Origin of the sequence: Halosimplex rubrum, assembly GCF_013415885.1 — an archaeon.
GTDB classification, from domain to species: Archaea; Halobacteriota; Halobacteria; order Halobacteriales; family Haloarculaceae; genus Halosimplex; species Halosimplex rubrum.
Genome location: NZ_CP058910.1, coordinates 2,451,367 through 2,471,207, shown reverse-complemented (window position 1 = coordinate 2,471,207; position 19,841 = coordinate 2,451,367). Strand labels below are relative to the sequence as shown.

The following is a 19,841-nucleotide window of genomic DNA, read 5'->3' as shown; positions in this document are numbered from 1 at the left end:
CGGCCGCGGCCGGCCGAGGGCGGGCATCGAAACCCTTACCGCCGGGCCACGCCTCGCGTCGGCCATGAGCGACACGGAGAACGCGGTCGAGCCCGAGGAGGTGCGCCACGTCGCGCAACTGGCGCGCATCGACCTCGACGACGAGGAGGTCGACCGCTTCACCGACAAGTTCGCCGACATCCTGGGGTACTTCGAGACGCTCGACGAGGTGCCCGAGGTCGACGAGGAGGAGGAGTTGGCCAACGTCATGCGCCCCGACGAGGTGCGCGACTCGCTCCCCCAGGAGGAAGCGCTCGACAACGCCCCCGAGTCCGAGGACGGCTACTTCAAGGGCCCGAACGTCTCGTGAGGACCGACCGCCAGCGATAGTTACACATGAGCACGGAGTACAACGGCTACATCACGACGGAGCGAATCGACGGCGCATCGGACGGTCCCCTCGCCGGGAAGACCGTCGCCGTCAAGGACAACATCTCCACCGAGGGCGTCCGCACGACCTGCGGGTCGGCGATGCTCGACGACTACGTCCCCCCCTTCGACGCGACGGTCGTCGAGCGCCTGAAGGACGCGGGCGCCACCATCCCCGGCAAGACCAACATGGACGAGTTCGGGATGGGCACGACCACCGAGACTTCGGCGTTCGGCCCGACGGAGAACCCCGTCGCCGAGGGCCACGTCCCGGGCGGCTCCTCGGGCGGGTCGGCCGCGGTCGTCGCCGCCGGGGACGCGGACGTGGCGCTGGGTACCGACACCGGCGGGTCGGTCCGCGCGCCCGCCGCCTTCTGCGGCGTCGTCGGCATCAAGCCCACCTACGGCCTGGTCTCGCGGTACGGGATTGTCGCCTACGCCAACTCCCTGGAGCAGGTGGGCCCCATCGCGCCGACCGTCGAGGAGGCCGCGGAACTGCTGGAAGTGATCGCCGGTCCCGACGAGCGCGACGCGACTACTCGGGACGCCACCGAAGAGAACGGCGAGGGCGCCTACGACTACGCGGCCGCCGCCGACGGCGACGTGGACGGGCTAGACATCGGCGTCCCCACCGAACTCCTCGACGGCGCCGACGAGCGCGTCACCGCGGTGTTCTGGGACGCCATCGACGAGCTCGAATCGCGGGGCGCCAGCTACCACGAGGTCGACCTGGAGAGCCTGCGCCGCGCGGTCGAGGCCTACTACGTCATCGCGATGAGCGAGGCCTCCTCCAACCTCGCCCGCTTCGACGGCGTCCGCTACGGGCAGTCCGGCGGCTACGACGGCAACTGGAACGAGACGTTCGCCCGCGCTCGCGAGGAGGGCTTCGGCGAGGAAGTCAAATCGCGGGTCCTGCTGGGCACGTACGCCCTCTCGGCGGGGTATCACGACAAGTACTACAAGAAGGCGCAGGACGCCCGCGCCTGGATCAAGCGGGACATCAACGACGCGCTGGAGGGCGCGGACGTGCTCGCCTCGCCGACCATGCCCGTCCCGCCGATGGAGATGGGCGAGAGCCTCGACGACCCGCTGACGATGTATCTCGCCGACGCGAACACGACGCCGGTCAACCTGGCGAACGTGCCGGCAATCTCCGTGCCCGCCGGCGAGACCGACGGCGGGCTGCCCGTCGGGCTCCAGCTGGTCGGGCCGGCGTTCGGCGAGAAGGCGATTATTCGCGCCGGCAGCGCGCTGGCCTGAGCCCGGGCGAACGGTGGGGATCGACGCCGCGGGACACGAATTTTCAAGCCGCTGTGGGACGACAACCGGGCATGAGCGACGAGGACGACCGGGCGACCGACCCGAGCGAGGCGTTCGGGCTGGTCGCCAACGAGACGCGGTTTTCGATCCTGCGGGCGCTGTGGGACCTGTCGGAGCGGCGCGAGCGGGCGGCGTCGTTCGGGGCGGTCCGCTCGGAGGCGGGCGTCCGTGACTCGGGGCAGTTCAACTACCACCTCGACAGGCTCACGCCGGAGTTCGTCCGCGAGGTCGACGAGGGGTACCGGCTGACGGAGGCGGGCCGACGGGTCGTCGGCGCGGCCGTCTCCGGCGTCTACACGGACCGCGACGTGACCGTCGGGCCCGAACCGGTGGGGGAGTGTCCCGGTTGCGGCGGCGAACTCGAACTCCGGTACGAGGACGGGTACGTCCTCGTCGAGTGCGGCGACTGCGGGCGGGGCGTGTTCGACATGTCGACGCCGCCGGTGCTGGTCGCCGAGTGCGACGACGGGGAAGTCGTGGACGCGCTGGTCCGCCACGCGACGGCGGCCTTCCAGCGGATGAACCGCGGCTTCTGCGTCTACTGCGACGGCCCGCTCGACTCGGTCGTCGAACCCCTCGTCGACGCCGACGACGACTCGGACCCGGTGGTCGAACTGTCCTGTCGGGCCTGCGACCGGACCTTCCGGTGGAGCGTGGCCGCGGGCGTCCTCGACCACCCGGCCGTCGTCGCGATGCTGTACGAGGCGGGGATCGACGCCCGCGAGTTCCCCGTGTGGGGCGTGTTCACCCGGCTCGACCGCGACGTGCGGGTAACCGGCGAGGACCCGCTCCGGATCGAGGTGTCGATCGGCGTCGACGACGCCCGAATGGAACTTCTCGTCGACGGGGACCTGACGGTCGTCGACCACGAGCGGGTCGAGTGAGCGGCCGCCGTCTCAGACCGTCGCGAGGTAGTCCTCGACGGGGACCGCGCGGCCCCAGAAGTGGGCGTGTACGTCGCGGCCGAGTTCGACGGCGCCCTCGCCGGAGCCGACGAGGACGGCGTCGAGATCGGAGACGCCGTCGCGTGTCGGCAGCGAGAGCGCGACCAGGTCGGCCGTGACGGTAAAGGAGAAGGGCAGGTCGGCGACGCGCTCGTCGATGCAGGCGGGCGCACCGTCGGCGTAGCGCTCGATGGCCTCGTCGACCAGGCGGTCGTCGACGACGACTTCGGCGTCGAGGACGCCGCGGTCGGCGAGTTCGTCGACCATCCGGGCGAAGCGGGGGTAGTACACCTGCGCGCCGACGCGCAGCCAGTCGGCCTCGCGGAACAGCTCGATCGCCCAGCGTTCGAGGTACTGGGGGTTCCGGGCGGGGTTGCGGTACAGCTCCCACTCGCCCGCGCCGGCCAGGCGCTGCCTGAACCGCCGCGGGAGCGCCGACACGTCGTGGTCGTCCCAGAACTCGTCGTCGAGCAGGTCCTCGACCGCGTCCTGCCGGTCCAGTTCGTCCGCGACCAACCGCCCGCGAGCGGTCAGCTCCCACCGGGCGGACTCGCGGACGAGACCGCGGTCGGCGAGTTCGTCCAGCGTCTTGTAGACGCCCGACTGACTCACGTCCAGGTCGGCGTGGAGGGCGGCCGTCGCGCGGGGGTCGCGCTCGACCGCGCGGAGCAGGGCCGAGCGCAGCTCCGAACGCGCCACGTAGGTGACCAGGGAATCACCGTTCATACCCACAAAACTGAGGGTGGGTCGGTTTTAATGGATGCGGTTCGTTCACGGACAGATGGTCGGGTGGCCCCCGATTTCCCACTGCTCGAGCCTTCACACGCCGTAGTACGTTACACGACTCGTGGAACCGTCCAGCGACCGTCCGCGATTCCACACGAAATTTAATATAATTTATACTTCTGGCCGCGCCACCCGGTGACATGGACGAGGACAAGTATCCCGCGCCGTCGAGTCGCCGTCGGTTCGTCAAGGGGATGGTCGGCAGCGCGGCGCTGGGGTCGCTCGGCGTCGCGGGGTCCGGACTGACGACGGTACCGACCAACCGGACCGGGGTCGGCGGCGGGAACGTCGAGGCGAAAGTCATCAGGAACACGGACGGGCCGGCGCCGCGCGGGATGTCCCAGATACCGGTGACCGTCGAGGACGGCTATCTCAAAGGCGTCTGGCCGACGGCGACGGACGGTGGCGAGGTCGCCGACGGCGCTGCCAAGACGACACTGGGCGGGACGACCTACTCCAGCAAGTGGTTCCAGTACTGCGGCATCCAGACCCACCCGAAACTCGTCCCCGACAGCGAGGCGGACAACTTCATCCGCGCGGACCCGGGCGGCCGCTACGACTGGGAGGCCGAGATGGAGCCGGGGACGAAACTCGCCGTCGAGATGTTCGACGACTACGAGGAGTGGGGCAACGGCGTCGGCGACGCCGGGCTCGGCAAGCCCGCCGCGGCGACCTGGCGCTCGGTCGAGACCGACTCGACGCTCCCGGTACAGGTCATCCGCAGCCCCGAGATCGAACGCCTCGCCGAGGACGACGAGTGGCTCGCCGCGAGCACCGAGCAGGGCTTCATCGCCTGGCTCAACAAGTGTACGCACCTCTGCTGTGTCCCCTCCGGGTTCAAGCAGTCGGCCACCGTCGACGGCGCCGAGAACGCCGTCTACTGCCAGTGCCACCAGTCCGTCTACGATCCCTTCGACGTGGTCTCGAAGGTCGTCACCGCCTTCCCCCGCCCCGAGAACTGACCCCGGCCGTCCTCCGATAGACTTCGACCGGGACCGCGCGGTCCCGCGGAAACGTTTACTCGTTCGCGACTCACAAGAGGTTTTTCAGCATCTACCGTGTAGGATGGGGTGATGCCCCAGATCGAGGTTTCCGAAGACCTGTACCGCCAGATCGAGACCGAATCGGCGGACGGCGACATCGACACGGCGCTCTGGAAGATGGTCGGCGCCTACCGCCGCGCGAACAATCCCGAAGCCGACAGGACCTGATCGCCTCGCTGGTTCTCCCGGTCGGTGCTCCGTCCGACAGCGACAGTTATCTCGATAGTGGTCGTCGTGTCTCCATGGCCGACGACGCGAACGGCGGCGACGGGACCGGACGGGACGAAAGCGAGGTCGACGGAGTCGACAGCGACGAGACCGACGGGGCTGGGATGGGAGTAGGGATCGCGATCGGCTCGGGGATCGGTGTGGCGCTGGGGACGGCGATGGACGACCTCGCGCTCGGCATCGCCATCGGAATCGGCGTCGGCGTCGCCATCGGCGCCGCGTTCGAGGGGTCCGACCTCGGCGAGTCGTGACTCAGCGCAGCCCCTCGTAGACGTCGGCGAGCCGGTCGACGGAGTGTTCGACGCTGATGGCGTCGCGGCGGGCGAGACACTCCTCGCTCAACCGGTCGCGCTCGGCGAGCGTCCGCGCGATCACGTCGCGGAATGCGGCCACGTCGTCGGGCGGCGCCTTGTAGCCGGTCTCGCCCTGGTCGATGGTGTCCGCGAGGGCGGCGCTGGCGACGCCGGCGACGGGCGTCCCGCAGGCGTTGGCCTCCAGCGCCGCGATTCCCTGGGTCTCGACCGGGCTCGGGAACGCGAACACGTCCAGCGCGGTGTAGAAGGAGGGCAGCTCCTCGCGGTCGAGCCACCCCAGGAAGTGCGCCTCGGCGTCCGCCTCGGCCGCGGCCCGCTCGATGTCCTCGCGGGCGGGCCCGTCGCCGCTGAACACCAGGGTCACGTCGAGGCCGCCGGCCGCCTCGACGATCGCCGGCAGGTTCTTCTCGTAGCCGTGGCGGCCGGTGTAGCCGACGAGCGGCCCCTCGGGGAGGCCGTGGCGGTCGCGGAATCGCTCGGTCTCGACTGGGCGGAAGAAGTCCACGTCGACGCCGTTGGAGACGACCTCGACCGTCGTCGTCGTGCCCAGGGTGTCGCGGACGTGGTCGGCGGTCCGCTCGCTTGGCGCGACGACCACGTCCGTCCGGTCGAGAAAGCGCCGTTCGTACTCCTCGGCGCTGCGCTCGACCGCCCGCTCGATCGGCCGGGTGAAGGCCAGATACTCCGCGTACTCGCTGGTCGGCGTGTGGTAGGAGGCCACCATCGGCAGGTCGTGTTTCCGGGCGAGGCGCAGCCCGGCGAGGCCGAGGCTGAAGGGTGAGTGAGCGTGGACGACCTCGGCGCTGTCGACGGCTTCGGGGACGCCGGGGACGCCGACGCGAAAGCCCTCGTAGAAGGGGAACGGGAGACTGCTGACCGGATACTCCCCCTCTACCGGGTCGTGGTCGCTGCCGGGGTAGACCACGTCCATGCGACCGCCGCGGCGGTGCCAGCGGTCGCGCCAGGTCTGGATCGTGTAGGTGACGCCGTTGTGAGTCGGCAGGTAGGAATCGGTGAACGCGGCCACCCTCGGCAGGTCCATGGGACCACCGTATGCCGAGCGGGACTTAATGCGTTGCCATCTCCGCGCGTCCTCGTCGCGTTCCGGACTGCCCCGCCGAGACCGGCGCCGACCGAACGCAAAGTATACCTGCCGCTCGGCGACATCTCGGAACGTGGACACCGAGGCCATCGCTCGCGAGCGCATCGACCGCCTGCGCGAGTTCGCCAGGGAGGCGACCGTCGACGGCGACGCCGAGCGCGCCCGCCGCTACGTCCGCCGCGCCCGCCGCATCGCCGAGCGCAACCGTCTCGCGCTCCCCCGCGAGTTCACCCGCTTCACCTGCGACCGCTGCGACGCCTACCTCCGCCCCGGCGCGAACGCCCGCGTCCGCCTGGGGGACGGCCACGTCGTCGTCACCTGCGACTGCGGCGCACAGGCCCGCTACCCCTACGACTGACCGCTCGCGACCGCCTGCGAACGCTCTCGACCGCGAATTTCCGGCCCGTCACCACCCGTAACCTTTGAACGGCTTCACTCCTACTGGTAGAGACATGAGTGATTCCACACGGGCACAGCGGATCCACGAGCTCGACGTGACGGTCTGGGTCGGCAAGAACGGCCTCGACCCCGTCGAGGACGAACTCAACGACCAGCTACAGGACAGGGAGTTCGTCAAGACGAAGTTCCATCGGGCGGCCAGAGGGGGGACTACCACGGAGGAGCTCGCCGACGACCTCGCCGACCGGGTCAACGCGGAGGTGGTCCGGACTCGCGGGCACACAGCGGTGTTCGAGCGATGATAGGCGGCGGCCTCGGGCCGCTCCAGGCGGAGACCGCAGTCGAACCGGACGGCGCCGTCGCGAGCTTCCTCGCCGACTCGTTCGGGCTCGAGGCCCCGCTCGCCAACGCCGTCGGCTCGGCGGTCACCTTCTTCGTCGCCTTCGTCGCGCTGTACATCCTCGGACGGGTCGTCATCAGCCCCGTCGTCGGTCGCTTCCTCTCCGCCCGCGAGCTCGACGAACACGCGCGCAAGCCGCTCCGGAAGCTCACCAACTTCTTCATCGCGTTCGGCGCGCTCGGCGTCGCCTTCGCCTTCGCCGGCTACGGCAACATCCTCACCTCCATCGCGACCGTCGCCGCCGCGGCCACGCTCGCCATCGGCTTCGCGCTCCAGGACGTGCTGAAGAACTTCGTCGCCGGTATCTTCATCTACACGGACAAGCCGTTCCGCATCGGCGACTGGATCGAGTGGGACGGCTACGCCGGCGTCGTCGAGGACATCAGCCTGCGCGTCTCCCGCGTGCGTACCTTCGACAACGAACTGCTCACCGTTCCCAACTCCCAGCTCACCGACGGCGTCATCAAGAACCCCGTCGCCAAAGAGGAGCTGCGCCTGAAGTTCCTGTTCGGCATCGGCTACGAGGACGACATCGACAAAGCGACCGAGATCATCGTCGAGGAGGCCGACGACCACCCGGACATCCTCGACGACCCGGCGCCGTCCGTGCGGCTGACGGAACTGGGCGACTCCTCGGTCGGTCTCCAATCGCGGATCTGGATCGCGAACCCGAGTCGCGCGGACTTCGTCAAGACCCGCGGCGAGTACGTCACCGCCGTCAAGGAACGGTTCGACGAGGAGGGGATCAACATCCCCTACCCCAACCGCACCATCGGCGGCGGCATCGAACTCTCGAACGTCGAGGGGATCGTCGAACCGACGACGGGCGACGACTAGCAACCGGCACCCACTTTTTGCGGGCGGGGGTTTCCTCGGTCGCCTTCGGCGACCTGCGGGAACCCCCGCCCGCAAAAACTTGGGGAAAAAGGACCGGACGACTCGCTCACTGCGTTCACGGGTCGCTCCGCTCCCCGTTCACAACGAGGTGCTCCCGTTGGTCGCACCTCGCACCGTTCGCTCGCGTCCGGTGAACCGGCGCCTGCGGCGCCGGATGCTCGGTGCAGGCCAGCCTTTCCCCGGGTCGGCCGACGAGACGGCCTCCCGGCCACCGCGACCGCCCCGCTACCGCCCTGCTACCGCGACCGTCCCGCTACCGCTCCAGACCGCCGCTACGCTCCGCTCGTTTCCGCTACCTCCGTCGTCTCTGCCGGGTACACCTCCGCCAGCAGTTCGCGGACGGCGTCGGTGACGAACTCGGGGTTGTCCAGGTTCGAGGCGTGGCCGCCGCCGGGGACGGCGCGGAGTGTCGCACCGCCGATCTCGGTGGCCAGGTGGCGGGCCTGCCGACGCATGAACGGCGCCTCGTGCTCGCCGTAGAGGACGAGCGTCGGCGCGGAGATCGCGGGGAACCGAAGCTCGGTGTGGTGGAACCCCGCCACCGCGCCGATGACCTTGGCGAACTCGTCGGTGGCCATCTTCGGGCCGGTCTCGCGGATCCGCTCGATCTGCTCGTAGTCGCCGCTGACCCCCTCGCCGGAGATCTTCTCCTGCAGCCAGACCATCGCCTTCTCGACGCGCTCGTAGCCGACCAGTCGCACGGGCGGGACGGTCGCGCGGAGCAGCAGCGACCGCTGGATCCGCTCGCCGACGGAGAGGATCTCCGGCGCGAAGGTGTCGGCCAGTACCAGCCCGGCCACCCGGTCGGGGTGGCGCGCGGCGTACACCTGGGCGATACAGCCGCCGGTCGAGAGCCCGCAGAGCACCGCTCGGTCGATCTCGAGCGCGTCGAGCAGGGCGTCGAGGTCGTCGGCGAACAGGTCGACGGAGTAGCGGCCGCGCCGGGACCCGCCGGTGCGGCCGTGGCCGCGCACGTCGTAGCCGACGGTGGTGTACTCGTCGCTCAACGCCGTCAGTTGCGGGTCCCACTGGGAGTGGTCGACGACGGCGCCGTGGACGAACACGACCGGCGGCCTCTCGCCGCGGCGCTCGTAGTACGTTTCGATGTCGTTCGTGCTGACGGTGGGCATGGGAGTCAGTACGCGCTCGGCGGGGATAAGGTCGTCAGCGGCGTGGGGGCGGAGTGGTACTGCGCCGGGGGTAGCGGTGCTGTGCAGAGCGAGAGCGTTGCTATGCGGGGCGGTGGCCGGGAGGCCGTCCCGTCGGCCGACCCGGGGACAGGCTGGGCTGCACCGAGTATCCGGCGCGGAGCGCCGGTTCACCGGACGCGAGGGAGCGAAGCGACTGAGTCGTCCGGCTTTTTCCCCACGTTTTTGTGGCGGAGGATGGGTCGCGGGCCGTTGGCCCGCGACCGCAAACCGTGGCGGCTCCGCCGCCACGCGCCCGCAGCGCGCCGAAGGCGCGCGAGGAGCTCTCCGGCACAAAAAGTGGTTATGAATGGACGGACTCCCGGGGTTGCCCGGTCGTTCGAGCGCGGGGAATCCCGCTTGCCTCCTCCACCCCGCGACCCTGCGAGCGACGGGTGTCCGAGGGTCCGCTGCTCGCTTCCGCGCCTGACGGAGTGCCCTCGATCAACCGCGGCCGCGCGTCCCTGCAGACGCGAAGCCGCGGACCGCCGTCCCCGTAGGACGAGGCTTCTATGTTGGCTTGCGGGGCCCACGCCCGTCGGACCGGACGCCCCCGGTGTTCGGCCCCTGCTAAAGGCCATACCGCAGGTGACGAGCAGGGCCTAGCTGCCCGGCCTAGTCCACCTCAACGTACCCCCGTCCATCATAAGGACCTTTCGGGTCACTCCGACGATACGGTCCCGAGATCGGCCGACCGCGACGGCGCTCAGAGCAGGCCGAGGGTCCGCGACCACCAGAGACTGGCGACCGGGACCAGCGCGGCGGCCGCTATCGTCGCCCACCGGTGGGAACTCATCACCGTCGGCGCGTCCATCCCGACCACGACCTCGACGGGGACGGTCGCCGCCCAGACGGCGAGGACGACGACGATGAAAAAGCCCAGCGCGATGCCGACGCCGGCCGCCAGCGGCGGGTCGGTGCGCTCGTCGCGGCCCGCGGCGAGCACGATCGCGGCCACGAGCGCGAAGATCCCGCCGACCAGCGGGTTCAACGCGCCCTCGCCGTAGTAGGTCCCCACGGCCGAGCCGACCGCGGTCCTGACCAGCACGTAGGGGAGACCCAGCGACACGAGCACGAGCAGGCACCCGACGACGCCGACCAGCGGCGCGAGCCGCGTCTGCTTCATGTCCCCGACTCCGCACGCTCCGGTTTTAACGACCCCGGTCTCGCGCCGAGGGCATCGGCTCGGCCGCTCCGAGACGGCCCAGCGCCCGGTCGCCGAGCCGAAACACGGACAACAGGGGAGGCCGAACCGCCGGGTATGGGATTCGGTGACACCGCGAAGAAGATCCAGCGCGTGACCGACATCGCGGAGAAGCTCTACGAGCGGCTCAACCAGGTGGTCGAGCAGGTGCAGGACCTCAAAGAGCGGGTGGAGTCCACCAGCGACCAGCTCGACTCGATGGACCGAGAACTGGCCGAACAGCGCGCCATCGTCGAGGCGCTCGCCGAACAGCAGGGCGTCGACCCCGACGCCGTCGTCGCCGAACGGCTCCCCGACCCCGACGCCGAGGGCGAGGGCGAGTCGGACGGGACCGACGCCGACGGGAGCGGCGACGAGAGCGACGACGAGACGGGATCGAGCGCCGGCTCGACCGCGGCGGACGCCGCGAACAGCGCCGACGCCTCCGATTCGACCGACTCCGCCGCGACGAACGACTGACCGAAACCCGCCGCGCGGTGTCGTTCTCGCCGCTGGGCGACTACTCGAACAGCCGCTCGTGTTCGACTTTGAGACAGCGGTCCTGCACGAAGTTCCGGCCGACGGCTTCGACGCGCTCGCCGGCCTCGTCGTGAGTGATACCCAACTGGAGCCAGACCGTCCCGGCGTCGTCGCGGTCCAGCGCCCCGTCGACGATCTCCGGCACCTCGTCGGTCGGCCGGAACACGTCCACGATGTCGATTTCCTCGTCGACCTCGGCCAGCGAGTCGTACGGCTCCCGCCCGAAGATCTCGTCCGCGTAGGGGTTGATCGGGATCACCTCGTAGCCCTGTTCGCGCATGTACGCCGGGATGTCGTGGGCGGCCTTCCCCGGCGTGCTCGATAGGCCGACGACGGCGATCGTGTCCCCTTCGAGGATCTCTCTGAGCGTGTCGTCGGAGTCGACTGGCATACCCGAACAGTGGGCCGAGACGCGCAAAAGACTGCCGGCTACCGCTCCAGAGGATCCGGCGTCGCCTCGGGAATCGTCGTCGACACCGAGCCATCCGCATCGACGGTGACGGCGTGGTCGAACAGCTGCTGGAGCGTGTTCAGCGTCTCGCCGTCGTGGGCCGTCGACTCGATGATGTGAACGCCCATCGCGTCGGCGTTCTCGATGCGGCTCGTGAACACGTGCATGAACCGGAAGACGGTCTGCACGTCCGAGTACATCAACAGCGTCGACAGCGAGTCGACCAGCACGCGGACGTTCTCGACGCCGCGCTCCTGGCGGAACTCCTCGACGAACTCGGAGAACTTGATCCCAATGCCCGTCATGTCCTCCGGCGAGGAGGCGTACTTGACGATGTCCGTGTCGCGGGCGCTCCGTCCCTGATGTTTCGTCACGCAGTCGACGATGCCGATGTTGACCGAGCCCGGGTCCGAGACCAGCGCCTCGTAGTCGTTGAGGACCCGACTCGCGCTGTCGCGGGTGGTGACGACGATGACCCCCTCGCCGTGTTCGGAACCGTGGGCCAGCACGTCGAGCGCCATGCGACGCTTGCCCGACAGCGGCGGCCCGGAGACCAGCAGGTTCGTACCCGGGGCAACCGTCGCGTTCCCGAACGTCGATCCGAGGTCGTACATTCCTACGGGAGTCACCACCGTTCCGTCACGAACCGCGACCGGTCCGCTCGATACATGTCGATTAGTCTCGGCGGTCGTTAAAATCTTTATTATGGCCCCGACGCCCGGGACCGCTCGCACGACCGAACCGATTCACCGCCGGCCCTCGGGCCGGGTCGTTATCGTCGCTCCCCCATCACGGATCGGGACGTTTAAACACCGATGCTCGTGTAGAAGTTTGTGAGGGCGCTTAGCTCAGTTTGGACAGAGTGCTTGGCTTCGGACCAAGCTGTCGCGGGTTCAAATCCTGCAGCGCCCACTTCCTTTGGTGTTGACCCGTAGCTAAGGGAATCTGCCGGTAGAACCCACCAGTCATGGGTATTAGACCATCATCGTGGCTGTGGGCAAGTGCATCCCAACATGCTACCTGCGTGTTTACTACTGACTCGTTCGCCATCTCCTGATTCGTTAAATCCAAAGTGCGGGCGGAGTTTAACACTAGTATTATTCTAGTTACAAGTGGTCTCAGAAGAGATGTTCTGAGCGGTACTCAACTGGACCACCACACTCTGGGCATCTCTCTCCCGGTGACCGTCGGAAATCTTCTTGACAAGCTATACATTTTATACCATTGCATGAACTCTACTTCTCTCACATTATTTAATGTATTATAATGTTGTAAATAACTTATATCATTTCTGTCTACCCGTCTCCGGTGATCTCTTCCATTACGTTTAGTAATGGTTTTCTCAATCCTCTAGCGGCTAAGTAATCATCTTCGTGTATTACCTTTGTCTCGTCAATTGAGACCGTACCGAATATCTTGTAAGTCTCACCTTGGTCAAAGACCAAGATTAGATAGAGTTGTTCACCGTCTATTTTTATCATCGACAGCACACCGAACTCACGGGCTTGTACAACCCAGCCGTTGAATTCTTGTCCTTCGTTCCAGGGAATCCGGTTGTTCTTTACTCTATCTCCTTCTGAAATGATGATGCGACCTACCTTTTCAACAGATTCGTGCATAGCTAAACTCCTTGATTGGAAATTGATTAGTTGATTCTATTACGAACGTCATCCACAGCCTTCTCTGGGTTTTCGTGGATTGCTAGATTATCAATAGTCACTATGAACCGCATATCTGGTGTGACTTCACCAGTTCGTATTTCGTAAATCCCGTCCTCGTTTCGGACGAATACTGCTGGTATATTTCCACCAGGATTAGTGTTTATTATGACGTAGACAATAGTCCGGACTTCGTTCTGCTCAACAATTTTGGCATCTTGAGCTTCGTTCAGTGCTAGTTTGATGATTTGTCCGATACCGTCATCGAAGTGGTCGGGTATCTGTACGTCGTATTCTTCCGTGAATTTGTCTTCATTCGTCATACGCATCCGTGAAAAAGTGAGGTTGTTTAATATACTTTCTCCCAGAATTTTCAAAAATAAAAGCTTCTGTCTAACTATTTTTAGACTGGGTATTTAATACCGAAAATACAAACTACAAAATCCGTTAGTAGTAGTCAGTCCAGAGAGCGTACAGAACCACTCCAATGCCTGTTGGGATTAATAATCCGAACAAGGTCCTCAAGATGGATTGTCTGAAGTATGTAGCAACGGCCGGAAACTGACCGAAGATTGCTCCCAGAATCATTACGAACAAGAGAACTGAGACTATAGCTCCTAGCCAGCCCCAAATCTGTCCGGCGAGAGTCATGGCAGATCGAAGGAGAAGTAGTTTGAAATGACTATCGACGCTGGAAGTGCTCATAAACCCGTTCGCTCGTTTGAATTGAGCGGTGTCGGAGCCTGTTTCTAACGTCTATCAGTCGGGTGGTTTCGTCCTTGAGCATGTAGGAAGCTAGGCTGTGACGTAGTGCGTGCGGGTGCAATTCTTCCGGTTCTGCTGACTCTCCGTCAGTCCTTCGAGGACAAACATCTGCTTCCACTGCTAAGTCTTCAACTACGTTCCTCACGGTCTCGGTCGTGATGTGGTCGCTTCCTTCTCGTGAAGGAAATACCATTGAGAATCGAGGTCCCGGAAGTATTATCGAAGATGAATTAGTGAGTAAACCTTCATTCACCCCTCTCGATGTTCAGTAACCCAATGTTCGGCAGGTACTAAATGAGGACGAGGACAATCAGGACAATCGGCTATATTGTTGATGGCTACCGTCACAACCATGCCGCAGTCACATCGGATATGGCAGTCTCGGTCAAGATTCATTTGTATCACCAGCTTCCTCTGTGATTCTCTTTCAAGGTCTTCGAGACCTGTGGTTATTTCATTGATTGCATCACCGAGCTTGTCTGTTTTAGAACTCTTCTACGAGCTGAACCAGTAGTGCCGCTATGATCGCACCGACAAACAACCAGACTAATATCTCTACGAAATTCGGTAATAGATTGACTAAGACCATACCAATGTCCTGATTCCAAATCGTAATTGCGACGACCAACATTACGACTATGATGATGGTTGAAACGAACGCCTCCACCACGTCATCAGGGTTCATTCGTCGTCACCCCCGTTCATTTGATTGATTTTGATCCGGTTGTCGATAGAGAGGACGAGTAGTGCGAAGAGAGATAATGCCATAATAGAGACGACTATTGCACCAGTTGCACCGATACTGTCGAGAAATATTCCATAGACCCTACCAATGAGAGTCACACTAACTGCTAATGCTCCTGCCACAGAACCAGCGATCATAACGAGTTGCTTGTCTACCATTCTTCGAATACCTATAGATGACTATCAGGCTCTATTTTGAATCGAGATTTGATAAAATCACCTGCTGAACCTGAGTACGAACGATTTTAAAGTATTAGAACGTGTTGAAGTTCCAGATTTCTACCCCGATTTCTGCTAAGTCCTCAGACCGTTTTTGTATCTCATTATGGGTCCAGATATCGTACTTCTCTCGGATTTCTTGGGTCATCTCAAAGTCTGAGAGCTTATACTGGTCTTTTTTCTGCTGGAACGGGTTATCTGATGCAGCCTCATTCAGACGATCTTCGAGGAGTGTCAGGTTACCCAGACGATTTTTATATTGGCTGAATCCGTCTTCATCGACGCCCAGAACATCTCTCCATGGACTGTACTTCTTGGCCGAGAAGGTCGCTCTGGGAGCTATATGTTCAATATCGACGGTTGCTCTGTTGTAAGATTTTGCACCACTCCCTTCAGCGGGCATATAGTGATGTCTTTCAATCATATCCAGAATATATTTCGTCTGAGCAGTGCGACTGAAGTCATCGTTTGCCAAACCAGCGTAGACTTCCTCATCGCTCGGAGCTTCTTCGCTTAGCTTTTCTTTGATTGCTTCGAGCGGGTCCTGAGGTAATGGCTCGTCACTACTGAACGCATTAGAACAAAGCTCGGAGAAGATTTTGTCGAGTCCTGTTCCGCTCTGATAGTTTGCCAGCTTCCAGCGTATCATGAAAACTTCTACATACTTTAGGGTCTGAGAGATATCATCGTATTCATCGAATTCGTCGAAGGCTCGCAACAGTAGTGTTCGAGAGTGGGACGACCCGATATCATTTAAATTCTGTAGGCGATTATTGATTTTCTGTTGTTGTCTACCTTGGAATTCGTCAACTTTCGCCTGTGTGAGTCCCACGTATAGATCCGCTTCTTGGACCATCCCATCTACGTAGTCAATGAGGTCTACGCCATTCGACGGGAGTTTATTTTTGATTATATCGTTGAATTCCTCATATAGACGCCGAGATGTAACACTTCCTGAAATGTCTGGTTCGGGGCGGGACATAATATAGTGTCTGAAGAAGCGATCCGGGTTGTCGATCTCGTAAACGACTTTTTCAAGGACTGTTTCCCACTTACTTCGAATTGACTCATACTGTTGAGTTCCAAATTTTGTTGATGCGACTTGCAGCAGAGAGTTTTTCATTAGGTCAACGGCGGAGAGTTCTAACCCTCGGTCATTCAGAGTCTCAAATAGACGGAATGCAGACGCAGTTCCGCTACATTGGATCACAACCATATTCATAGAGAGGACTAACCGTTTCCGTCTATTGTTGATTTCATCACTGTCAAGGTCCTCTAACAGTTCTTGGAAGTGCCTGTAGGCCTTGAGGAGCTGACTGTCTTCGTTGACGCTAGAAATATTCTCTTCGATTATATTTTGGTAGTCTCCGTCCTCAAACTGACTCAGACTCAATTTTACATGCTCAATATTATCTGGATCAGATTCATATAGATAATCAGTACGAATCATATTACTGATATTATTTGGGTCATCACTCTCTTTGAAATGGGTCTGTATGGCCTTTAGGAGTAGAGAAATCGTAGTTAATCGCTGTTGACCGTCTACCAACTCGTATTCATCTAACTTTCCGAATCCCCCGGTTCGCTCTATGACAACAATTGACCCGAGAAAATGACTTTCCTCTTCCTCCAGTCCAGTAAGGTCTCTCCAGAATTCATCCCACTGATCTTCTCCCCATGAGTACAACCGCTGGTAGTCCGGAACTGAAAACAGTACTTTTTGATCCAGTACGCCGCTGATGTTCGATTCTGAGACAGAACTGACCAGTTCATCCGACATACTGCCTTGTGTGCCTCACCGCCACTTGTTTTTATGGGTGAATTGTGGCAACCAGGAACTCCGGTCAATCAAGCGCCATCTCTATTTCCCAAATCAGCGTGTTACCTACCTGTTTTGACGTGACCTTTCCTACATCTTCAAGTTTGCTTAGACGATTATGGGCAGTTGTCCGGTGACAATCCAACTGCTCAGCAACCTCACTCGTAGATAGGCGAGTATCCTCCAGCAGAGATAGAATCTCCTCGGCTGAGTAGACTTCCTGATATCGTCCTGATTCATCGTTCCGTCTTCGAGGCACTAGTTCTGTTTTCACTCTCAGATACAATATAATCCACGACCGAGACCGATAAAAACAGCTCAGATGGCAAATATTTAGTATCCATACTACGTTGTGTAGGATGGAAACGGTCATCCGATTAGCAGCCCGGGGCCGAGAGAGCAACAGAGTAATCAACACCCCCACCAATGAAACTCACAACGAGCGCACCTGCACGTGATAGAATGACTGAGGATTCTGCCGTTACCGAACTGATGGATAAGTCTCCCTATTACAGTGCTGAAGGAGGGTCGGCATTTCACGGCGATAGCCGAGAACTGCTAGAAGAACTGCCTGACAACAGCATAGACCTGATCGTTACGTCGCCTCCTTTCGCCCTACAGCACCAGAAGGAGTACGGGAACGAGGACCAAGAAGGGTACAACGACTGGTTCATGGAGTTCATTCCCGAAGTTCGTCGTGTACTCCAGCCTCACGGTTCATTCGTCGTAGAGATTGGAGGCGCATTCAAACGTGGATGGCCTGAAAGATCTCCGTATCAGTTTGAGCTACTGAATCGTCTTGTCGATGAAGACGAGGGTCAGATGCACCTCGCTCAGGACTTTTACTGGTACAATCCCGCTAAACTTCCGAATCCGATTGAATGGGTTAACGTCCGAAAAATTAGGGTAACGGACGCAGTGACTCACATCTGGTGGCTGACTCCGGAAATAAACAAGGATTCCGCCGTTGAGGAAGGAGAACATCCACATCCTGAGGCGAACAACCAGCGTGTCCTACAGGAGTATAGTGACTCCCAGAAGGAGTTGATGGAGACTGGGGAGTATAACGACGGCAAGCGTTCCTCAGGATGGAACATCGACTCTGAATCCTTTGCAAATGAAAACGAGGGGTCGATACCTGACAATTTCCTCGAAGGAGCCGAAGCTGAAGCCATTCTCAATAGACTTGACGAAGTTTCTGCTGAGGAATTCTTGAAGTGGGTCATGGGGTCGGAAGAACTTGAGGATGCTTCTGCTGGCGATCTGCTCCGAAGGCTTGGTATGGGTGGTCGAACGGCAGACAACGTGATTGAGGCATCGAACACAGCGAGCAATACGCACTATCTCTCGATGTGCCGAGAGTTCGGATTCGATTCTCACCCCGCTCGCTTCCCTCGCCAGATCCCTGAATTCTTCATTGATTACTTGACGCCGAATCCTCCTTATGATGAATGGGATGAGGGTCGTCTCGACAGACCTGTTGTGTTAGATATCTTCGGAGGTAGCAATCTGACGGGTAGCATTGCTCAGCAGAAAGGACGCTACTGGATGGCGTTCGAACAGGAGGAAAAATACCTGGAGACTTCTCAGTTTCGTTTCCTCACCGAAGACGAGATCAAAAAGCGATTAGATGAAGACCAGTCTGATTTCGGGGATTTCGCTGAGATTGGAGACGACTAATTCTTTGAGCTTTCGTCTTCATCAGGAGTGAAATCGTTTAGAGACGGCTGTTCTTGCTCGAAATCCAGTTCGTCTTCGAATTCTTCCAGTGCTTCGTCTTCTCGGTCGATGAGATCCATTCCATCTTCCTGTTCTACCTCTCGCCTATCGAGTCGCTTGATGTTGTGAATCCTACGGGCTTCGCCCCTCAGGACGGTGAGTAGATGGTCGGTGTTCTCGTCAAGCTCCTCAATATCGTCGCCTTCGAGAAACATGATGGCCAGATTCTCGTGTCGCATTACTTGATTAGCGTACTGCCTTGCATCCTGCGAGACGCCTCCTCGGGCGATCATGAGGATGGTATTTGTCTGTATGATTCGGGAGATTCCGACCTCACGTGAGACTTGTTTCGCCCCCAACTGGCTCTTAGTGTTTTTACACTGGATTTGCCAGCGATTGAACGTGGTATCGATCTCGTCCATCACTATGTCCACTTCGGAGCCACCTGTCTTTCTACCCCGAACTCTCCAACCAACGAAGTCGAGTCCCAGTAACCTCCCTGTTTTCACGGTGAGCGTTTCAAGTGCAATACCTTTCTCATGGGTCGAATCCGAATCCAATTCCTCCATTATTTCTTCGAACGAAAGCCTGAGGACATGGCGAGGAACACCAACACGCTCTGAGAGATCATCAAGAACGGGCTTCAGTACCTCTGCGTCGAACTTGTCGGTTGTCTCGATTAGGTTTGGCTTCCCAGAGACATGTTCCCATTGGATATACCCTGCTTCTTCCAACGGGTCAAGCGTTCTCCGACTGATATTAGATTGGCTGATGTTAACTCCATAGGCATGTTCAGCGATTCGTTTGACTGTCCGGCTCTTGACCTCTCCCGGTGGGTCGATCAAGGCTAATGAACGGAGGAATGCTTGTTGTTGCTCGTTGAGTCCATCAAGCTCTACAATATCCTCTGAATCGACGCCAATCAGCTCCTCAATCCGAGTACGGTCAATATCGTAGCGGTGCGTTCCTTTATTTACAACGCCCGCTTCGGACATCCACGCCCGCATCTGACTCCAGTGATTGCTCGTTTCATCGATGTGGAAGTCATACTGCTTCTTGAATTCCTCTTTGATATTATCGTTGACCGTCTTTCTCCCTTCTGCCTCCAGGTCCTCAACGACCTCAATTCCCTTCAGCCCATGGAGGTCACGTAGGATGTACTGAGCAAATCGGTCATAGAGGGCATCTGGGTCGTCACGGAGATCATAGAGTTCGTCACCCAGTTCGGTGAAGTAGAACTCGTCATCCGTGATTTTGTACCCTCTGTCCTTCATTCCTAGTCGGACGTTTTTCGCACGAGTCGTATCATCATCGTCGGGGAAGAAGGCCTCTCGAATGGCTTCGTCGAATGCGTCTTCTCGACCTTCGTACTCTTTCGCCATCTCCAGAACGGCAGCAAGCTCTGGCCGGTCATCATCCGTGTGGAGTTGCGCTGGAGAGAACGCATCCCCAAATGGAAGATCAGTGTCGTGACGGGCCATATAGATTATAAAACAGCTCTTCAAGGCCTAATGCATAAAGCTGTGGTTAGTGAGAGAACCCGATAATAGAGCCTTGACAGAGGTGAGCTTTTACGATCCCCTGAATCATGCCCGAAGGAGATATTGAGACAGTCACAGTTGCGTTGGAAGTTTGTCCCAAACAAGTTATCTGAGACACGACAGTACCAATTCCAATTCCATCAAATCTGCTAACCTGCCGACCCTCTACAACTC

General features: G+C 60.6%; 24 protein-coding genes, 1 tRNA gene and 1 other RNA gene. 12 read left to right on the top strand and 14 right to left on the bottom strand.

Going from position 1 to position 19,841, the window contains the following annotated elements:
* Positions 1-64: 64 nt before the first annotated feature.
* The 3 genes from gatC (at position 65) to HZS55_RS12265 (ending at position 2,612) form a co-directional block, all read left to right on the top strand.
* A complete protein-coding gene (gatC, locus tag HZS55_RS12275) occupies positions 65-349 on the top strand; it encodes an Asp-tRNA(Asn)/Glu-tRNA(Gln) amidotransferase subunit GatC (RefSeq protein WP_179907948.1) in 285 nt (94 codons plus the stop codon).
* A 26-nt stretch (positions 350-375) separates the two neighbouring features.
* A complete protein-coding gene (gene gatA / locus HZS55_RS12270; protein WP_179907947.1) occupies positions 376-1,668 on the top strand; it encodes an Asp-tRNA(Asn)/Glu-tRNA(Gln) amidotransferase subunit GatA in 1,293 nt (430 codons plus the stop codon).
* Between the two features lie 71 nt (positions 1,669-1,739).
* Complete coding sequence (locus HZS55_RS12265; RefSeq protein WP_179907946.1) at positions 1,740-2,612, top strand: helix-turn-helix transcriptional regulator; 873 nt, start codon at positions 1,740-1,742, stop codon at positions 2,610-2,612.
* 12 nt (positions 2,613-2,624) lie between these two features.
* Here the strand turns inward: HZS55_RS12265 and HZS55_RS12260 are convergent, their stop codons facing one another.
* The gene (locus HZS55_RS12260; RefSeq protein WP_179907945.1) at positions 2,625-3,398 is read right to left on the bottom strand and encodes a helix-turn-helix transcriptional regulator; all 774 of its coding nucleotides are present in this window, start codon (positions 3,396-3,398) and stop codon (positions 2,625-2,627) included.
* Between the two features lie 200 nt (positions 3,399-3,598).
* Between HZS55_RS12260 and HZS55_RS12255 the strand changes: the two genes are divergently transcribed.
* From HZS55_RS12255 to HZS55_RS12245, 3 genes are all read left to right on the top strand, one after another.
* Positions 3,599-4,420: a QcrA and Rieske domain-containing protein gene (locus HZS55_RS12255; protein WP_179907944.1), complete on the top strand. Its 822-nt coding sequence runs from the start codon at positions 3,599-3,601 to the stop codon at positions 4,418-4,420.
* Positions 4,421-4,531: 111 nt separating this feature from the next.
* The gene (locus HZS55_RS12250) at positions 4,532-4,669 is read left to right on the top strand and encodes a hypothetical protein (RefSeq protein WP_179907943.1); all 138 of its coding nucleotides are present in this window, start codon (positions 4,532-4,534) and stop codon (positions 4,667-4,669) included.
* A gap of 74 nt (positions 4,670-4,743) precedes the next feature.
* The gene (locus HZS55_RS12245; RefSeq protein ID WP_179907684.1) at positions 4,744-4,980 is read left to right on the top strand and encodes a hypothetical protein; all 237 of its coding nucleotides are present in this window, start codon (positions 4,744-4,746) and stop codon (positions 4,978-4,980) included.
* Position 4,981: 1 nt separating this feature from the next.
* On the opposite strand, the gene HZS55_RS12240 is transcribed toward HZS55_RS12245, so the two are convergent.
* Entirely contained in the window at positions 4,982-6,085 is a 1,104-nt protein-coding gene (locus HZS55_RS12240) for a glycosyltransferase (RefSeq protein WP_179907942.1), read from the bottom strand.
* A 133-nt stretch (positions 6,086-6,218) separates the two neighbouring features.
* Between HZS55_RS12240 and HZS55_RS12235 the strand changes: the two genes are divergently transcribed.
* The 3 genes from HZS55_RS12235 (at position 6,219) to HZS55_RS12225 (ending at position 7,781) form a co-directional block, all read left to right on the top strand.
* Complete coding sequence (locus HZS55_RS12235; RefSeq protein WP_179907941.1) at positions 6,219-6,503, top strand: ribonuclease P protein component 4; 285 nt, start codon at positions 6,219-6,221, stop codon at positions 6,501-6,503.
* Between the two features lie 94 nt (positions 6,504-6,597).
* Positions 6,598-6,846, top strand: coding sequence for a YhbY family RNA-binding protein (locus tag HZS55_RS12230; protein ID WP_179907940.1), 249 nt, complete (start codon positions 6,598-6,600; stop codon positions 6,844-6,846).
* The gene (locus HZS55_RS12225) at positions 6,843-7,781 is read left to right on the top strand and encodes a mechanosensitive ion channel family protein (protein WP_179907939.1); all 939 of its coding nucleotides are present in this window, start codon (positions 6,843-6,845) and stop codon (positions 7,779-7,781) included. Before HZS55_RS12230 ends, HZS55_RS12225 begins: the two co-directional genes overlap by 4 nt.
* A gap of 332 nt (positions 7,782-8,113) precedes the next feature.
* Here the strand turns inward: HZS55_RS12225 and HZS55_RS12220 are convergent, their stop codons facing one another.
* The 3 genes from HZS55_RS12220 to HZS55_RS12210 form a co-directional block, all read right to left on the bottom strand.
* Positions 8,114-8,971, bottom strand: coding sequence for an alpha/beta fold hydrolase (locus HZS55_RS12220; protein WP_179907938.1), 858 nt, complete (start codon positions 8,969-8,971; stop codon positions 8,114-8,116).
* Positions 8,972-9,340: 369 nt separating this feature from the next.
* Positions 9,341-9,654: signal recognition particle sRNA (gene ffs, locus HZS55_RS12215), an RNA gene on the bottom strand.
* A gap of 80 nt (positions 9,655-9,734) precedes the next feature.
* Entirely contained in the window at positions 9,735-10,154 is a 420-nt protein-coding gene (locus HZS55_RS12210; RefSeq protein ID WP_179907937.1) for a DUF7548 family protein, read from the bottom strand.
* A gap of 135 nt (positions 10,155-10,289) precedes the next feature.
* Here HZS55_RS12210 and HZS55_RS12205 point away from each other — a divergent pair, with 135 nt between their 5' ends.
* On the top strand, positions 10,290-10,691 hold the full coding sequence (locus tag HZS55_RS12205) for a DUF5798 family protein (RefSeq protein ID WP_179907936.1): 402 nt from the start codon (positions 10,290-10,292) through the stop codon (positions 10,689-10,691).
* 40 nt (positions 10,692-10,731) lie between these two features.
* Here HZS55_RS12205 and HZS55_RS12200 read toward each other — a convergent pair whose 3' ends face one another.
* On the bottom strand, positions 10,732-11,142 hold the full coding sequence (locus HZS55_RS12200; RefSeq protein ID WP_179907935.1) for a CoA-binding protein: 411 nt from the start codon (positions 11,140-11,142) through the stop codon (positions 10,732-10,734).
* A 38-nt stretch (positions 11,143-11,180) separates the two neighbouring features.
* Positions 11,181-11,816, bottom strand: a complete 636-nt coding sequence (locus HZS55_RS12195; RefSeq protein WP_179911866.1) for an RAD55 family ATPase — start codon at positions 11,814-11,816, stop codon at positions 11,181-11,183.
* Between the two features lie 223 nt (positions 11,817-12,039).
* On the opposite strand from HZS55_RS12195, the gene HZS55_RS12190 reads away from it, so the two are divergent.
* Positions 12,040-12,114, top strand: a tRNA-Arg gene (locus HZS55_RS12190).
* Between the two features lie 383 nt (positions 12,115-12,497).
* Here the strand turns inward: HZS55_RS12190 and HZS55_RS12185 are convergent.
* The 6 genes from HZS55_RS12185 to HZS55_RS23005 all read right to left on the bottom strand — a co-directional run bounded on the left by HZS55_RS12185 (position 12,498) and on the right by HZS55_RS23005 (position 16,780).
* The gene (locus tag HZS55_RS12185) at positions 12,498-12,821 is read right to left on the bottom strand and encodes a hypothetical protein (RefSeq protein WP_179907934.1); all 324 of its coding nucleotides are present in this window, start codon (positions 12,819-12,821) and stop codon (positions 12,498-12,500) included.
* A 26-nt stretch (positions 12,822-12,847) separates the two neighbouring features.
* Positions 12,848-13,183: a hypothetical protein gene (locus HZS55_RS12180; protein ID WP_179907933.1), complete on the bottom strand. Its 336-nt coding sequence runs from the start codon at positions 13,181-13,183 to the stop codon at positions 12,848-12,850.
* A 359-nt stretch (positions 13,184-13,542) separates the two neighbouring features.
* Positions 13,543-13,818, bottom strand: coding sequence for a tyrosine-type recombinase/integrase (locus HZS55_RS23010; protein ID WP_179907932.1), 276 nt, complete (start codon positions 13,816-13,818; stop codon positions 13,543-13,545).
* Positions 13,819-14,306: 488 nt separating this feature from the next.
* Entirely contained in the window at positions 14,307-14,528 is a 222-nt protein-coding gene (locus HZS55_RS12170; RefSeq protein ID WP_179907931.1) for a hypothetical protein, read from the bottom strand.
* A 94-nt stretch (positions 14,529-14,622) separates the two neighbouring features.
* Positions 14,623-16,368: a DUF262 domain-containing protein gene (locus tag HZS55_RS12165; protein WP_179907930.1), complete on the bottom strand. Its 1,746-nt coding sequence runs from the start codon at positions 16,366-16,368 to the stop codon at positions 14,623-14,625.
* A gap of 64 nt (positions 16,369-16,432) precedes the next feature.
* Positions 16,433-16,780 (bottom strand): helix-turn-helix domain-containing protein, encoded by a 348-nt coding sequence (locus tag HZS55_RS23005; RefSeq protein ID WP_394353527.1) that lies wholly within the window; start codon positions 16,778-16,780, stop codon positions 16,433-16,435.
* A gap of 89 nt (positions 16,781-16,869) precedes the next feature.
* Between HZS55_RS23005 and HZS55_RS12155 the strand changes: the two genes are divergently transcribed.
* A complete protein-coding gene (locus HZS55_RS12155) occupies positions 16,870-18,087 on the top strand; it encodes a DNA-methyltransferase (RefSeq protein WP_179907928.1) in 1,218 nt (405 codons plus the stop codon).
* Here HZS55_RS12155 and HZS55_RS12150 read toward each other — a convergent pair.
* A complete protein-coding gene (locus HZS55_RS12150) occupies positions 18,084-19,607 on the bottom strand; it encodes a restriction endonuclease (protein WP_179907927.1) in 1,524 nt (507 codons plus the stop codon). The two genes, HZS55_RS12155 and HZS55_RS12150, sit on opposite strands and share 4 nt — an antisense overlap.
* Positions 19,608-19,841: the final 234 nt, after the last annotated feature.

Excerpts from the sequence above, each read along its gene's own strand:
- gatC (WP_179907948.1), top strand. The coding sequence starts at position 65 with ATGAGCGACACGGAGAACGCGGTCGAGCCCGAGGAGGTGCGCCACGTC.
- gatA (WP_179907947.1), top strand. The coding sequence starts at position 376 with ATGAGCACGGAGTACAACGGCTACATCACGACGGAGCGAATCGACGGC.
- HZS55_RS12265 (WP_179907946.1), top strand. The coding sequence starts at position 1,740 with ATGAGCGACGAGGACGACCGGGCGACCGACCCGAGCGAGGCGTTCGGG.
- HZS55_RS12260 (WP_179907945.1), bottom strand. The coding sequence starts at position 3,398 with ATGAACGGTGATTCCCTGGTCACCTACGTGGCGCGTTCGGAGCTGCGC.
- HZS55_RS12255 (WP_179907944.1), top strand. The coding sequence starts at position 3,599 with ATGGACGAGGACAAGTATCCCGCGCCGTCGAGTCGCCGTCGGTTCGTC.
- HZS55_RS12250 (WP_179907943.1), top strand. The coding sequence starts at position 4,532 with ATGCCCCAGATCGAGGTTTCCGAAGACCTGTACCGCCAGATCGAGACC.
- HZS55_RS12245 (WP_179907684.1), top strand. The coding sequence starts at position 4,744 with ATGGCCGACGACGCGAACGGCGGCGACGGGACCGGACGGGACGAAAGC.
- HZS55_RS12240 (WP_179907942.1), bottom strand. The coding sequence starts at position 6,085 with ATGGACCTGCCGAGGGTGGCCGCGTTCACCGATTCCTACCTGCCGACT.
- HZS55_RS12230 (WP_179907940.1), top strand. The coding sequence starts at position 6,598 with ATGAGTGATTCCACACGGGCACAGCGGATCCACGAGCTCGACGTGACG.
- HZS55_RS12225 (WP_179907939.1), top strand. The coding sequence starts at position 6,843 with ATGATAGGCGGCGGCCTCGGGCCGCTCCAGGCGGAGACCGCAGTCGAA.
- HZS55_RS12220 (WP_179907938.1), bottom strand. The coding sequence starts at position 8,971 with ATGCCCACCGTCAGCACGAACGACATCGAAACGTACTACGAGCGCCGC.
- HZS55_RS12210 (WP_179907937.1), bottom strand. The coding sequence starts at position 10,154 with ATGAAGCAGACGCGGCTCGCGCCGCTGGTCGGCGTCGTCGGGTGCCTG.
- HZS55_RS12205 (WP_179907936.1), top strand. The coding sequence starts at position 10,290 with ATGGGATTCGGTGACACCGCGAAGAAGATCCAGCGCGTGACCGACATC.
- HZS55_RS12200 (WP_179907935.1), bottom strand. The coding sequence starts at position 11,142 with ATGCCAGTCGACTCCGACGACACGCTCAGAGAGATCCTCGAAGGGGAC.
- HZS55_RS12195 (WP_179911866.1), bottom strand. The coding sequence starts at position 11,816 with ATGTACGACCTCGGATCGACGTTCGGGAACGCGACGGTTGCCCCGGGT.
- HZS55_RS12185 (WP_179907934.1), bottom strand. The coding sequence starts at position 12,821 with ATGCACGAATCTGTTGAAAAGGTAGGTCGCATCATCATTTCAGAAGGA.
- HZS55_RS12180 (WP_179907933.1), bottom strand. The coding sequence starts at position 13,183 with ATGACGAATGAAGACAAATTCACGGAAGAATACGACGTACAGATACCC.
- HZS55_RS23010 (WP_179907932.1), bottom strand. The coding sequence starts at position 13,818 with ATGGTATTTCCTTCACGAGAAGGAAGCGACCACATCACGACCGAGACC.
- HZS55_RS12170 (WP_179907931.1), bottom strand. The coding sequence starts at position 14,528 with ATGGTAGACAAGCAACTCGTTATGATCGCTGGTTCTGTGGCAGGAGCA.
- HZS55_RS12165 (WP_179907930.1), bottom strand. The coding sequence starts at position 16,368 with ATGTCGGATGAACTGGTCAGTTCTGTCTCAGAATCGAACATCAGCGGC.
- HZS55_RS23005 (WP_394353527.1), bottom strand. The coding sequence starts at position 16,780 with ATGACCGTTTCCATCCTACACAACGTAGTATGGATACTAAATATTTGC.
- HZS55_RS12155 (WP_179907928.1), top strand. The coding sequence starts at position 16,870 with ATGACTGAGGATTCTGCCGTTACCGAACTGATGGATAAGTCTCCCTAT.
- HZS55_RS12150 (WP_179907927.1), bottom strand. The coding sequence starts at position 19,607 with ATGGCCCGTCACGACACTGATCTTCCATTTGGGGATGCGTTCTCTCCA.